Source organism: Rhodococcus sp. 320_ES (assembly GCF_059691855.1).
On the sequence record NZ_JCAWAG010000007.1, the window covers coordinates 19,594 to 32,626 of the forward strand.

Consider the following 13,033-nt stretch of genomic DNA (forward strand, 5'->3'; position numbering starts at 1 on the left):
TGCTTGCAAGTAGCTGCTTAAGGGCGCCATGCCGAGGCAAGGATCCGATGCGAGTTGCTAAGCTTGGAATGGCAAGCGTTATGGTTCTCCTCGCCGCTTGCGGCGATATGAACAAGTTCGGCCCACGCCGATCTCGCAGGGCCTCACGCCGGATGGACCAGCCGGTGAGGTTCCATGGTCCAGTTCTACCCATTCCAACCCGTTCACTCCGCCGACACCATCCGTTCCCCCAAGACACCTCGACGAGTCGGTTACGGTCAGCAGCATGAGTGACTTCGATCGTCGATGCTTTTGGGAGAACTCTCTGTGAACACTTTTCGTCGCGTGGCCAGCGGAGCATTGGGCCTCGCTGTTGCGCTGTCTGTGGCCTCCTGTTCCGAGCCTGCCGCCCCGGAATCCAGCAGCGGTGCCGGCGGCGGCGCCAGCGGGTCCCTCACCGTCTACACCTCGGAACCGCAGGCCAAGATCGATGCGCTGAACGCCGAGTTCACCGCCGAGAACCCGGGCATCGACGTCCAGGTGTTCCGTGCCGGCACCGGTGACCTGAACGCGCGCATCGCCTCCGAGCGGCAGACCGGCAAGATCGGCGCCGACGTACTCCTCGCCGCCGATGCTCCGACCTTCGAGAAGTACAAGGCCGACGACCTGCTGCTGAAGTACACCCCGGCCGACGTCGGTGCGCTGGATCCGAACGTCGTCGACCCCGACGGTTTCTACGTCGGTACCCGCATCATCCCGACGGTCATCGCCTACAACACCAACGCCGTCTCGCAGGCGCCGACGGCGTGGAAGGACCTGGCAGACCCCAAGTACAAGGGCCAGATCACCCTCCCGAATCCCGACGTCTCGGGAGCAGCCGCGTTCAACACCGCTGTGTGGCTCGGTCAGTCCGATCTGGGCCTGCCGTGGCTCACCGACCTCGTCGCCAACGAACCCGTCGTCGCCGAAAGCAACGGCCCCGTGGCCCAATCCGTCGCCGCCGGCACGCAGCCGATCGGCATCGTCGTCGATTACCTGGTGCGAGAACTCGCGGAGAAGGGCTCGCCCATCGCCGCGTCGTACCCCACCGACGGTGTCCCTTACATCTCGGAGCCCGCCGGCATCTTCAAGGATTCCGCCAACACCGAGGCCGCGCAGAAGTACGTCGACTTCCTCGTCAGCAAGAAGGGACAGGAGATCGCGGTCGGGCAGCAGTACCTGCCCGTCCGCTCGGACGTCGGCACCCCCGAGGGCGCACCCGCGCTCGCCGACATCAACCTGCTGAATCCCGACCTCGACCAGATCACCGCCTCGCAGCCCGATGCCGTCCGCACGTTCAACGATCTTCTTGGCTGACCGCGTCACCTGGGTACGAGCCGGCCTGTGGCTGGCTGTACTCGCCCTGGTTGCCGCACCCTTGGCCGCGGTGGTGTCGATCGGCCTGGGTGGCAACCACATTCAGGAACTGATCGACGGCGGCATTGCGTCGGCCGCGACGAACAGTGTGGTCTCGGCCGGAGTCTCTGCAGCCATTGCCGTCGCCTTCGCGACGGTGATGGCGCTGGTGCTGGACCGCACCGATCTGCCCGGACGCTCGGCGCTACGGCTGATCCTGCTGAGCCCGTTGCTGATTCCGCCGTTCGTCGGTGCCATCGCGTGGACGGGTTTGCTCGGTCCGAGCGGAATGATCAACTCGTTCTGGAACGACCGATTCGGTAGCGGACCGTTGTGGAACATCTACGGCGGTGACGGCGTCATCTTCCTTTTGGCCGTTCACTCCTACCCGTTGGCGTACCTCATCATCAGTGCTGCGCTGCAACGGGTTCCGGGCGATCTGGAGCAGGCGGCGCGGATCACGGGCGCGTCACCAGGCCAAGCCCTGCGCCACGTCACGCTGCCGCTGCTGCGTCCGGCACTTCTGGCGTCCTTCACGCTGACGGCGGTGTCCAACCTCGCCGACTTCGGAATCCCCGCGCTGGTGGGTCTGCCCGAGCGGTACGTGACACTGTCGACGACGGTCTACCGATACATCCAGTCCGGTACCGTCGACCGGCCGCTCGAGGTGGTCTCGACCATCGGCATCGGTCTCCTCGTACTTGCGATCGCGGCGGTCATCGTCGACCGCCTGGTGGGACGACGGACGGTCCAGATCGACGGCGCCGTCACCGCGTCGCAGCTGCTCGAGCTGGGTCGCAGTCGCAGTGCTGCCGCTGTCGGAGCATGGACCATCGGACTGATCCTGACGGTTCTTCCGATCGCCGCACTGGCGACCCAAGCGTTGTTGCCGGCGCCGGGCGTACCGCTGACGTGGGACAACCTGACGTTGTCCAGTATCGAATCGGCCGTGACTGCGCCCGGAACGCTTGTGGGCATTCAGAATTCGGTCACCCTCGCGGTTGGAGCTGCCGTGGTGTGCGGATTTCTCGGCCTCGCGATCGGTGTCGTCACCACCCGAACCCGCTCGCGCGACAACGTGGGCCTCGACCTCGCAGCGATGTTGCCGCAAGCCATACCCGGATTGGTGATCGCTGTCGGATGGTTGATCATCGGCCGCTACACCGGACTGTTCGACACCAAGTGGGTCATCCTCTGCGCCTACGTGATGGCGTTCTTGGCCATCGTGGTGCAGGCGGTACGCGCACCCTTGAGCGCCACGCCCACCGCGTTGGAGGAGGTCGCGAGATCGTCCGGCGCCTCACACTTTCGGTCGCTCTGGGACGTGCCCTGGAAGATGGCCATCCCGGCGGCAGTGACGGGTGCGGTGTTGGTCGCACTGACCGCGGTACGCGAGCTGACCATTTCGGTTTTGCTCGTGGCCCCCGGCACGCAGACGCTCGGAGTGTCCATCTTCAACCTGCAGCAAGCCGGCGACTACAACGCCGCGTCCGCCCTGTCCCTGCTCGTCGCCCTCGTGGGTATCGCCGGCCTCGGCCTGGTCGCGTCCTCACGCATCCGACGCTAGAAGAAGGTAACGATGTCAGCCATCACCATCGACGCGCTCGGTCTGCGCTACCCCGACGGAACAGTCGGACTCGACGGCATCGACCTCGACATCGCGGACGGTGAATTCGTTGCGCTGGTGGGACCCTCGGGTTCCGGCAAGACGACGCTGCTGCGCACGGTCGCGGGATTCCTGCGACCCACGACGGGGTCCATCTCGATCGGATCCGAGCCTGTCGCCGATCTGCCACCGGAGAAACGCAAGCTGGGCATGGTCTTCCAGCAGCACGCACTGTGGCCGCACCGCTCGGTGGGACGCAATGTCTCGTACCCACTCGAACTGGCGAAGGTCCCGAAAGCGGAACGCGCCGAACGGGTGTCCCGCGTGCTCGATCTGGTGGGCCTTCCCGGTCTGGAGAAACGGGATCCCGCGACGCTGTCGGGTGGTCAGCGTCAACGCGTCGCACTGGCTCGCGCTTTGGTGTCCTCGCCCAGGGCGCTTCTTCTCGACGAGGCGCTGTCGGCCCTCGACGAACCGCTCCGCGACCGTCTCCGACTCGAATTGCGTTCCCTGACCAGGGCTGCCGGGCTGACCGTGATCCACGTGACGCACGACCGCACCGAAGCGCTCGCGCTCGCCGACCGAGTCGTGGTGTTGGACGACGGGAAGATCGCCCAGGTGGGGACGCCAGAGGAGGTGGTGCGTACTCCGTCGTCGGCGTTCGTGGCGCGGTTCCTGTCCGACGCCAACCTGATCGACGGCGTCGTCGCGGACGGAACCTTCACCGCTGGAACGGTGAGCGTGCCCTCCGACGGCTCCGGACCCGGCACGCTGGCCATCCTCCCCACCGACATCGAGATCGGCAGCGATATCGACACCAGCGGCGCGATTCACGGGACCGTCACCTCGTCCCTGTTCGGGCGCGACGCCAGCGACGTGGTGGTGGAGAGCGGCGGCGCCGACTACCGCTGCTCGGTCCGCGGCCCGAGACCCGAAGTGGGGGAGCAGGTTTCGCTGTCGATTCGGCGGTCGTTCTTCTACCCGGCCAGTCCTGACTAGTCCACCCCTGTCGTCGCCCCCAACAGATCCCGCACCGTGTTCGCCACCGAGATGAACTCGGGCTTCTCCATCGTCGCGCCGTATTCGCGGTGTGCGGGTAGGTCCACGTCGAGAATGTCCACGATCCGGCCGGGCCGAGGGCTCATGACCACCACGCGGTTGGCGAGGTAAACGGCTTCGGCCACGGAGTGGGTGACCAGCATGACCGTCGTGCCGGTTTCTCGCCAGATACGGTGCAGTTCGACGTTCATCTTCTCGCGGGTGAGCGCATCGAGGGCGCCGAAGGGCTCGTCCATCAGCAGAACTTCGGGTTCGTGTAGCAGAGCCCGGCAGAGGGAGACGCGTTGCTGCATGCCTCCGGACAACTCGTGAGGAAGCGCCCCTTCGAAGCCGGTCAGACCTGTCATCTCGATGAGCTGATCGGCCTTGGCCGCTGCGGCCTTCTTGTTCATACCGCGCATCTCACCCTGAAGCAGGATGTTCTTGCGGACTGTTCGCCATTCGAGCAGTGCGGCGCGCTGGAAGACGTAGCCGATGTTGCGTTGGGGTCCTTTGACTTGCTTGCCGGCGAGTTCGACGGATCCGCGGGAGGCGCCGGTCAGGCCGGCGACCACTTTCAACAGCGTCGACTTGCCGCAGCCCGAAGGTCCTGCGATGGAGACGAACTCGCCCTTACCCACGGTGAGGTCGACATCGGACAGTGCCGTGACATCGCCCCGCTTGGACGAGAATTGGACAGTGAGGTTGTCCACCGTGACGGCGGTGTCGGTGACGGTTGTCGGACGTTCCGATAAAGATGCGCTCATGTGCTCGCTCATTCCTTGTTGGAGGTGAAGGAGGAGTCCCAGTACTTCGACGGCTCAGCTCCGACCTCGGTCAGACCGGCGTCACCGAGGATGGAGATGGTGTTGGTCCAGTCCTGCTCGGCATTGACGCCGGGAGCCTGGCCCTCGGTGTTGGCGGTGGAGAGCAGCGGGATGGTCTCCTGCCACTGCTGCAGCAGCACCGACTCCGGCGGGGTCTGCGGGTCCTTGCCCACCATGGCTTTCACGGCCTCTTCGGGGTTGGCGATGGCGGCTTCGAACGACTCGATGGTGGCGTCGACCATGGCTTGAGCAAGCTCGGGGGAGCGCTCGATCGTCGACGTGTTGGCGATGAGGCCGTTGCTGAAGAAGTTCAGCCCCTCGTCGGAGTATCGGAAGTAGCGCATCTCCTTGCCCGACTTGTTGGCGATGTTCGGGCCCTGGTCGTGCGCGAAGCCGATGAGACCGTCCACCTGGCCGGAGAGCATGGCGGCGATCTTCCCCGCCGAGTCCAGACTTTGTTGCTTGACCTGATCCTCGGGTACCCCCGCGCGTTCGAGGAAAATCGGGAAGGTGGTGGTGGGGGCGTCACCGGCGGATACGGCGATGGTCTTGCCCGCGAGGTCCGCGGTGCTCTGAATGGGTCCGTCGGCGTAGACCTGCACAGCGGACGGCGTCGTCTGCAGGAAGACGCCGAGACTCTTGACCTTCACGCCCTTGTCGATGTTCGACATGACGGCGGCGGAATCCGCCCAGCCGAAGTCGGTCTGGTTCGAGCCTGCGGCCTGAGCGGTCTTGGTCGAGCCCTGGCCTGCGGTGATGGTGAGGTCGATGCCGTGCTTCGCGAAAATCCCCTCTTGGACACCGTAATAGAACGGAGCGTGCTCGCCGTACGGATACCAGTTGAGCATCAGCGAGGACGCGGTTGTCTCCCCGTCGGCGCCGGGCGCCTTCTCCGTGCCGCCGCCACCGCCGCCACATCCGGCGAGAGCGAGCGACGCGGCTACCGCGGCGACGAGGGCAGTCTTGAGTTTCATGCGAGTCTTCTTTCGATGAGGTGTAAGGGGAGGCTGCCGAATCACACTGCGCCGACGGACGCGGTGGAGCGGCGAGATGCGTGCCAGGGGATGAGGAACTTCTCGGCGACCTCGATGATGAGGAACAAAATGATGCCGAGTAGAGACATGATGATGAGTGCGGCGAAAAGCATTGCGGTGTCGATGTTTCCGTTGGCCTGGAGAATCACGTATCCGAGTCCCTCGTTGGCGCCCACGAACTCACCGACCACCGCACCGGTCACTGCGAGCGTCGCCGCGATCTTGAGGCCGGACATCAACTGTGGCAGGGATGCGGGAAAGCGCACCTTGCAGAACGTCTTCCACTTGCTCGCGCCCATCGTGGACGTCAACTCCAAAATTTCGGGGTCGACGGACCGAAGACCCGCCATGCCGGCGATGACGATGGGGAAGAACGCCATGAGTACAGCGACGAGGATTTTGGGGCTGGCACCGAAGCCGAGCCACACGACGAACAGTGGGGCAATCGCGATTTTGGGGATGACCTGCGCGAACAGAATCAGCGGGTACATCGTCTTTTCGAGGGACGACGAATAGAGCATCATCACTGCGACGGCGATACCGACCAGTCCGGCGATGACGAAACCTGCGACGGTTTCGTAGGTGGTCACCCAGGTGTGGCCGGCGAGATAGGACGCGTTGTCCACCATCGTCGACCAGGTGTCACCGGGAGACGGAAGAATGTAGGGCGCAACGAGTCCGGAAGCGGTCACCGCCCACCAGGCGGCTACCAGAACGGCGACGAGGGCGAGGGGACGCCACAGGCCGGACCAGGTGTTGCGGAACGAGGGAAACCGTCGACGACGCGTCGGCGCGGGATGTGGCGCCGGCGGTGCAGTGGGACGGGCCTCAGCTGACGTTGTTACCGCCATGAGTAGTCCTCAAGCTAGTAATGGTGCGGGCTCGGTTGCTCCCGCTGGGAATGCGCTTTCCGAAGCTGAGGACGAACATAGTGTGATGGGGCGCACAGTGTCAAGGAATTCGGACACTTACCTGCTCAGAGCGCTGCTTGCTCTCAGAATCACTGCGCCAGGGGCGAACTCGTGGGTGTCACGCGAGGACTCTGCGGGATCGAGGGCGAGTTCGACTGCTCGCTTGCCGATGTCGACGAGTGACAGTGCCACCGTCGTCAAGCTGGGGACATGGTCGCGAAGGGTAGGGATGTCGTCGAACCCGGCCACGCATACGTCGGTGGGAACGTCGAGACCGAGCTCGCGCCACGCGGCGATGGCACCGATGGCCATGACGTCGGTAACGGCAAAGACACACGGCGGAGTTCCGTGACCCGGCGTCAGCTCGAGTGCCGGCGCGAGTCGCCGGGCGGCGCTGTAGCCGCCGTCGCGGGAGAAGTCGCCTGCGATCTCGATTTCGGGCGTCACGCCGTGCCGGCAGAGGGCATCGACGAACCCGTTGCGACGGTCTGCGGAGGTGCGGATGTTGCCCGGTCCGCCGATGACGGCGAAGCGGCGGTGGCCGAGCTCGTACAGCGCCTCAGCCAATGCTGCTGATGCAGAACGATTTTCGGGTTCCACCGCAGATCCGAAGGGCAGTGGTTGTCCGATGACCACAACGCGGCCACCGTTGTCGCGATAGGTCGCGAACTCGCGCTCCAATGTGCGGTCCAGGTCCCCGCTCTGACGGGAGCCGGCCAAGATGATCGCGTCGGCACGGTGGGAGATGAACGTACTCACCGACTGGCGCTCGATGTCGAAGTCACGTTCAGTGCTGGCGAGGAGCACGAGTTTCCCTGCGTTGCGCGCCTCGTTCTGGACTCCGCGGACGATGGAGGAGAAGTATGGATCGGCGACATCGTGCACGATCAGCCCGATCAGTCCCGTCGACGCCCGTGCCAGGGCCTGTGCCTGGGCGTTCGCCACGTACCCGAGTTGTGTTGCCACGGCGCGAACTCGGTCGGCTACTCCTTCGCCTGGAACGCGCGATGACCCGTTCAGCACCCTCGACGCGGTCGCCTGGGAGACGCCGGCTGCTGCGGCCACGTCACGTAAACGCACTGCTGCCATGTCACCCCCTGCTGCCTGTTGACCAATCGTCGTTGACAGCATAGCTTGGAAAGCGCATTCCGAAGCTGACTTTCCTCCCCGACGTGTGCCGACTTTCCGCTGCACCGTCTCAACAGGTCCTGTCGTGGGCTTTCACCGGCCCGTATCCCTCTGCACAGACAAGGCAATTCGAATGCCCCAGACCACCCGAACCCTGCGCATCGCCATGAACGGCGTCACCGGCCGCATGGGTTATCGCCAACACCTTCTGCGGTCCATCCTGCCGATTCGCGACACCGGCGGACTTCTACTCGACGACGGCACCCGCGTGCAGATCGAGCCAATTCTCGTCGGTCGCAACGAAGCGAAGCTGCAGGAGCTGTGCGAGAAGCACGGCATCACCGAATGGTCGACGGACAGCGCCGCGGTCATCGAGGACGCATCCATCGACATCTATTTCGACGCCCAAGTGACCTCGCGCCGCGCAGAAGCGCTGTCGTCCGCCATGAAGGCCGGCAAGCACGTCTTCACGGAAAAGCCCACGGCAGAAACGCTGACCGAGGCCATCGAACTTGCGCGTATCGCGCAGAACGCGGGAGTCACCGCCGGCGTGGTGCACGACAAGCTCTACCTTCCCGGGCTGGTGAAACTCAAGCGCCTGGTCGACGAGGGCTTCTTCGGACGCATCCTCTCCCTCCGAGGCGAATTCGGATACTGGGTCTTCGAAGGCGACGGGCAACCCGCTCAACGCCCGAGCTGGAACTACCGGGCGCAGGACGGTGGCGGCATCGTCATCGACATGTTCTGCCACTGGAACTACGTGCTCGAAAGCATTCTGGGGAAGGTCGAGACCGTCACCGCGAAGGCCGCCACCCACATTCCGACGCGCTGGGACGAGCAGGGCAAGGAATACGCCGCCACCGCCGACGACGCGGCCTACGGAATCTTCGAGATGGAAAACGGCGTTGTCGCGCAGATCAACTCGTCGTGGGCCGTGCGGGTGTTCCGCGACGAGCTCGTCGAGTTCCAGGTCGACGGCACACACGGTTCCGCCGTTGCGGGGCTGCGCAAGTGCGTCGCGCAGCACCGCTCGCACACCCCGAAGCCCGTCTGGAATCCCGACCTCCCCGTCACCGAGCCGTTTCGCGACCAATGGCTCGAGGTCCCCGCGAACGCCGACCTCGACAACGGATTCAAACTGCAGTGGGAAGAATTCCTGCGCGACGTCATCGCCGCTCGACCGCACCGTTTCGGGTTGCTGTCCGCCGCCAGAGGCGTTCAGCTGGCCGAGCTCGGGTTGCGCAGCTCGGCCGAAGGTCGCCGCCTCGACGTTCCTGAGATCGCGCTGTGACCGCCGTCGACTCGCGGATCGACATCGCGCTGCCCGGTCACGGCGTCTACGAGCTCGGCGAGCCCGGCGAGTGGACGAAACCCGCCTCGCCGATCACCTCGCGCATCGCTTACGCGGCAGCGCATGTCATTCCACGCGCAACGGGAGACAACACTCCCGGCGCAGCCGCGGACATCGACTGGGACGCGACCCTGTCGTATCGCCACGAACTGTGGTCCTACGGACTCGGTGTCGCGGATGCGATGGACACCGCGCAGCGCGGTATGGGCCTCGACTGGGCGGCAACGTCCGAGTTGATTCGTCGGTCCGGTGCCGAAGCTGTTCGCGTCGGCGGACTGCTGGCGTGTGGCGCCGGTACGGATCAACTGGACTTGGAGACCCTGCCGTCCGGACGGGTCGGTCTCTCCCGCGTCCTCGACGCGTACCGGGAACAGATTGCGGTGGTGACCGAGTCGGGCGCGAAGGTCATCGTCATGGCCTCGCGGGCGCTCGCGCGGGTGGCGACGTCACCGGACGACTACCTCGCCGTCTACTCGACTCTGCTCGACGAGGTCGATCGACCCGTCGTATTGCATTGGCTCGGAACGATGTTCGACCCGGCGCTCGACGGCTACTGGGGTAGCTCCGTTATCGACGAGGCGACCGCGACCTTCCGTGAGCTGATCGATACGCACGCGGCGAAGGTCGACGGCGTCAAGGTGTCACTGTTGAACGCCGAGCACGAGGTTTCGTTGCGGGCCGCGCTGCCCGATGGCGTGCGCCTCTACACCGGTGACGACTTCAACTATCCCGAGCTCATCATCGGTGACGGGCAGCATCATTCGGATGCGTTGCTCGGCATCTTCGCCGGCATCTACCCCGCCGCGTCGACGGCCTTGCAAGAACTCGATCGCGGGAACACGACTCGCGCCGAGGAGATCCTGCGCTCGACACAGGAACTCGGGCGGCACATCTTCTCCGCTCCCACGTACTACTACAAAACGGGAATCGCGTTCCTGTCGTGGCTGAACGGCAAGCAACCGGGCTTCTCCATGGTGGGCGGACTGGCGTCGGGACGCAGCGTCGAGCATCTGACGGAGTTGTTCGTGCTTGCCGATCGTGCGGGGCTGCTGGCCGATCCGCCGCTCGCCGCCCATCGCATGGCACTGTTCCTCGAACTGAACGGGGTGTTGTCATGACCGACGACCCGTATGCGTTGCTCTCTCTCAACACCAAGACGACGAACAGCTGGACGTTGAAGGAGTGCGTCGATGCTGCCGCCCGAGCCGGACTCGGTGCGATCGGACCGTGGCGTGACCGAGTGCAGGAGGCAGGGGTCTCCGAGTCGGCGAAGATGATTTCCGATGCGGGACTTCGGGTATCGAGCCTCTGCCGCGGCGGCTTCCTCACGGGGTTGACCGACGACGGCCTCGACGACAACCGTCGGGCACTCGACGAAGCGGCGGAACTCGGCGCGCCCGAACTGGTGATGGTGATGGGCGGTATTCCCGATCGCGATCTGGTCGGTGCGCGCCAACGAGTGGAGGATCGCCTGGCTCAGCTCGTCCCATATGCGCTGGAGCGTGGTGTGCGCATCGCGTTGGAACCGCTGCACCCGATGTTCGTGGCCGATCGTGCCGTCGTCTCGACGCTGGGTCAGGCACTGTCGATGGCGGAGCCACACCCGGTCGCGGCGGTGGGCGTCGTGGTCGACACCTTCCACGTGTGGTGGGACCCGGAACTGGAATTGCAGATCCGAACGGCAGGTGAAAGGGGACGAATCAGCTCCTATCAGGTGTGTGACTGGTTGGTGCCGATGGAGGCCGATCCACTGCTTTCACGCGGAATGATGGGTGATGGTGTGATCGACTTCGGCACCATCGGCCAGTGGGTCCGCAGCGCAGGTTATCGAGGCGACGTCGAAGTGGAGATCTTCAATGCCGATGTGTGGGCTGCGGACGGGGACTACGTGATCGAGACGATGAAGCGGCGGTTCCGTGATCTGGTGCTGCCCAGCCTGATCGGGTGAGGGTTCTTTTCGCCCCCGACTCGTTCAAGGGCACCATCGACGCCGTCGACGCTGCAGCCGCGTTGATGGAAGGGTGGGCGTCTGTTCGAGATGCAGACGATCTGGTGTCGATGCCCCAGGCCGACGGTGGCGAAGGCACGCTCGACGTGCTCGCGGCGTGCTCCGCCGGTTCGGAGTGGTCACGTGCGCGCGGTGTGTGCGGCCCGGATGGACGTGCGGTCGATGCGCGGTGGCTGGTGCTGGCAGACGGCCGGGCAGTGGTCGAACTGGCCGAATCGTCGGGGATTGCGATGATGGCTTCGTTGGACCCGTTCGGTGCCACGACCCGCGGGCTCGGCCAGGTGATCGCGGCCTCGGGGTGCGATCAGATCTCGGTGGCGCTGGGAAGTTCGGCGTCGACCGATGGCGGTCTCGGAGTGCTTCGGGCGCTGGGGGTTCGAGTGCTCGACGCGGCTGGCCGTGACGTTTCGGAAGGCGCCGCCGGGTTGGTTCGTGCTCGGTCCGTCGATGCGTCGGGCCTGATGTCGGTGCCGTCGGACATCGAGTTGCTGACCGACACACGCGCTGTGCTGTTCGGAACCGATGGTGCTGCACAGGTTTTCGGGCCGCAGAAGGGAGCGTCGGCCGCGGACGTCGGGGTACTGGACGAGGCATTGGAGCGATGGGCAGAGTTGCTTGGAGACGCAGGATTGGTGGCCGACCCTCTCATGCCGGGCACGGGAGCCGCCGGCGGGGTAGGTTTCGGACTCGTCGCGCTGGGAGCCCGAGTCGTCGGCGGGGCGCAGCGGGTGTCCGAGCTGACGGGGCTGAAGCTTGCGGTGCCCACCGCGGACCTGGTGGTGACGGGTGAGGGGAGGTTCGATCGCACATCGTTGACCGGAAAGCTCGTCGGGCACGTCGTTCAGATGTGCACCAGCGCTGCCGTTCCGGTCGCAGTAGTTGCCGGTGCCGTCGACTCCGATGACGACGTGCGAACCGTCTCGTTGACCGAGCTCGCGGGGAGCGCCGAGGCGGCGATGGGGGACGCGCACCGGTGGTTGGTGGCGGCAGGGCGGGAATTGGCTAGGGCGATAGAAACTGAACTCGCAGAACGCTTACGCCTCAGAGCACGGTGAACGAGTCGATCGACAGGAAGAAGCCCTTCTCTCCCGGCCCACCGACCTGCGTGCACGTCAATCCGTTCTCGGCCGATGCACACGTGACGGTGCGGCCACTGGGAAGCGAGAAGACGGCACTGTCCCCGTACTCGAGGGTGTTGGGTGAGTCGTATCCTTCGCCCTGAATGATCGTCGCGCACGGCTGTGGACCGCTGGGGAACCAGCCGAAGCGATTCGCGCGACTTTGTTCGACGTCGGGGTAGAAGCCACACAGCGACGCGGTGGTGACTGTGTGCGGGTGTCCCTCGGTCTGGCAGATGAAGTTGCCGTCGATGACGCGGCACTGAATCTGCTTGGACGGGGTCGCGAACGAGTACCGCGACCCGTCGGTGAAGTTCGAAGCGGGAAGTGGCGCAGGCGACGTCGCCTGGCTGGTCGGGGCGGCGGGTGCCGGCGTGTCCGCAGCGTCGGTCGCGTCGGTCGCGGGATCGGGCGTCGCAGCGTCGCCGGTCGTGTCGGGCACGGTCACCGTCACTGTCGGCGCGGGACTCGAGTCGGGTTCTGACGAGCAACTCGCAGTTGCGATGGCCAAGGCCACGGCCGCCATGGCCACCGCGGTGCGTCGTGCGAACCTGTTCATGAATCCTCCCGAGGCGTCCGTCATGTGTTCACAGTGTCGCCATGACCGGGAGATTCGTTACCGAGGCATACGTCCTTGT

At 65.2% G+C, this 13,033-nt stretch carries 12 protein-coding genes; 7 read left to right on the top strand and 5 right to left on the bottom strand.

Going from position 1 to position 13,033, the window contains the following annotated elements:
* The first annotated feature begins 285 nt into the window (after positions 1 to 285).
* The 3 genes from AC59JP_RS21905 to AC59JP_RS21915 are packed head-to-tail and all read left to right on the top strand — an operon-like array spanning position 286 to position 3,979.
* Positions 286 to 1,335 carry an ABC transporter substrate-binding protein gene (locus AC59JP_RS21905; protein ID WP_497327953.1) on the top strand — a complete coding sequence of 350 codons (1,050 nt, stop codon included), beginning with the start codon at positions 286 to 288 and terminating at the stop codon, positions 1,333 to 1,335.
* Complete coding sequence (locus AC59JP_RS21910; protein WP_497327954.1) at positions 1,328 to 2,941, top strand: ABC transporter permease; 1,614 nt, start codon at positions 1,328 to 1,330, stop codon at positions 2,939 to 2,941. Before AC59JP_RS21905 ends, AC59JP_RS21910 begins: the two co-directional genes overlap by 8 nt.
* A 12-nt stretch (positions 2,942 to 2,953) precedes the next feature.
* Positions 2,954 to 3,979: an ABC transporter ATP-binding protein gene (locus AC59JP_RS21915; RefSeq protein ID WP_497327955.1), complete on the top strand. Its 1,026-nt coding sequence runs from the start codon at positions 2,954 to 2,956 to the stop codon at positions 3,977 to 3,979.
* Here the strand turns inward: AC59JP_RS21915 and AC59JP_RS21920 are convergent.
* From AC59JP_RS21920 to AC59JP_RS21935, 4 genes are all read right to left on the bottom strand, one after another.
* Positions 3,976 to 4,785, bottom strand: a complete 810-nt coding sequence (locus tag AC59JP_RS21920; protein ID WP_497327956.1) for an ABC transporter ATP-binding protein — start codon at positions 4,783 to 4,785, stop codon at positions 3,976 to 3,978. The genes AC59JP_RS21915 and AC59JP_RS21920 overlap by 4 nt on opposite strands.
* Positions 4,786 to 4,793: 8 nt before the next feature.
* Positions 4,794 to 5,819, bottom strand: coding sequence for an ABC transporter substrate-binding protein (locus AC59JP_RS21925; RefSeq protein ID WP_497327957.1), 1,026 nt, complete (start codon positions 5,817 to 5,819; stop codon positions 4,794 to 4,796).
* A 41-nt stretch (positions 5,820 to 5,860) separates the two neighbouring features.
* Positions 5,861 to 6,730 carry an ABC transporter permease gene (locus AC59JP_RS21930; RefSeq protein WP_497327958.1) on the bottom strand — a complete coding sequence of 290 codons (870 nt, stop codon included), beginning with the start codon at positions 6,728 to 6,730 and terminating at the stop codon, positions 5,861 to 5,863.
* A 117-nt stretch (positions 6,731 to 6,847) separates the two neighbouring features.
* Positions 6,848 to 7,879: a LacI family DNA-binding transcriptional regulator gene (locus tag AC59JP_RS21935; protein ID WP_497327959.1), complete on the bottom strand. Its 1,032-nt coding sequence runs from the start codon at positions 7,877 to 7,879 to the stop codon at positions 6,848 to 6,850.
* A 172-nt stretch (positions 7,880 to 8,051) separates the two neighbouring features.
* Here AC59JP_RS21935 and AC59JP_RS21940 point away from each other — a divergent pair, with 172 nt between their 5' ends.
* From AC59JP_RS21940 to AC59JP_RS21955, 4 genes are read left to right on the top strand one after another with little or no spacing between them, the layout of a single operon-like run.
* The gene (locus AC59JP_RS21940) at positions 8,052 to 9,209 is read left to right on the top strand and encodes a Gfo/Idh/MocA family protein (protein WP_497327960.1); all 1,158 of its coding nucleotides are present in this window, start codon (positions 8,052 to 8,054) and stop codon (positions 9,207 to 9,209) included.
* Positions 9,206 to 10,387 (top strand): dihydrodipicolinate synthase family protein, encoded by a 1,182-nt coding sequence (locus AC59JP_RS21945; RefSeq protein WP_497327961.1) that lies wholly within the window; start codon positions 9,206 to 9,208, stop codon positions 10,385 to 10,387. Before AC59JP_RS21940 ends, AC59JP_RS21945 begins: the two co-directional genes overlap by 4 nt.
* Positions 10,384 to 11,217: a sugar phosphate isomerase/epimerase family protein gene (locus AC59JP_RS21950; RefSeq protein ID WP_497327962.1), complete on the top strand. Its 834-nt coding sequence runs from the start codon at positions 10,384 to 10,386 to the stop codon at positions 11,215 to 11,217. Before AC59JP_RS21945 ends, AC59JP_RS21950 begins: the two co-directional genes overlap by 4 nt.
* The gene (locus AC59JP_RS21955; RefSeq protein WP_497327963.1) at positions 11,214 to 12,332 is read left to right on the top strand and encodes a glycerate kinase; all 1,119 of its coding nucleotides are present in this window, start codon (positions 11,214 to 11,216) and stop codon (positions 12,330 to 12,332) included. The genes AC59JP_RS21950 and AC59JP_RS21955 overlap by 4 nt, the downstream gene beginning before the upstream one ends.
* Here AC59JP_RS21955 and AC59JP_RS21960 read toward each other — a convergent pair.
* Complete coding sequence (locus AC59JP_RS21960; protein ID WP_497327964.1) at positions 12,319 to 12,978, bottom strand: hypothetical protein; 660 nt, start codon at positions 12,976 to 12,978, stop codon at positions 12,319 to 12,321. The genes AC59JP_RS21955 and AC59JP_RS21960 overlap by 14 nt on opposite strands.
* Between the last annotated feature and the right edge of the window lie 55 nt (positions 12,979 to 13,033).

What these genes read in the sequence shown, in the direction of transcription:
- AC59JP_RS21905 (WP_497327953.1), top strand. Translation starts at nt 286, where the DNA reads ATGCTTTTGGGAGAACTCTCTGTGAACACTTTTCGTCGCGTGGCCAGC.
- AC59JP_RS21915 (WP_497327955.1), top strand. Translation starts at nt 2,954, where the DNA reads ATGTCAGCCATCACCATCGACGCGCTCGGTCTGCGCTACCCCGACGGA.
- AC59JP_RS21920 (WP_497327956.1), bottom strand. Translation starts at nt 4,785, where the DNA reads ATGAGCGCATCTTTATCGGAACGTCCGACAACCGTCACCGACACCGCC.
- AC59JP_RS21925 (WP_497327957.1), bottom strand. Translation starts at nt 5,819, where the DNA reads ATGAAACTCAAGACTGCCCTCGTCGCCGCGGTAGCCGCGTCGCTCGCT.
- AC59JP_RS21930 (WP_497327958.1), bottom strand. Translation starts at nt 6,730, where the DNA reads ATGGCGGTAACAACGTCAGCTGAGGCCCGTCCCACTGCACCGCCGGCG.
- AC59JP_RS21935 (WP_497327959.1), bottom strand. Translation starts at nt 7,879, where the DNA reads ATGGCAGCAGTGCGTTTACGTGACGTGGCCGCAGCAGCCGGCGTCTCC.
- AC59JP_RS21940 (WP_497327960.1), top strand. Translation starts at nt 8,052, where the DNA reads ATGCCCCAGACCACCCGAACCCTGCGCATCGCCATGAACGGCGTCACC.
- AC59JP_RS21950 (WP_497327962.1), top strand. Translation starts at nt 10,384, where the DNA reads ATGACCGACGACCCGTATGCGTTGCTCTCTCTCAACACCAAGACGACG.
- AC59JP_RS21960 (WP_497327964.1), bottom strand. Translation starts at nt 12,978, where the DNA reads ATGACGGACGCCTCGGGAGGATTCATGAACAGGTTCGCACGACGCACC.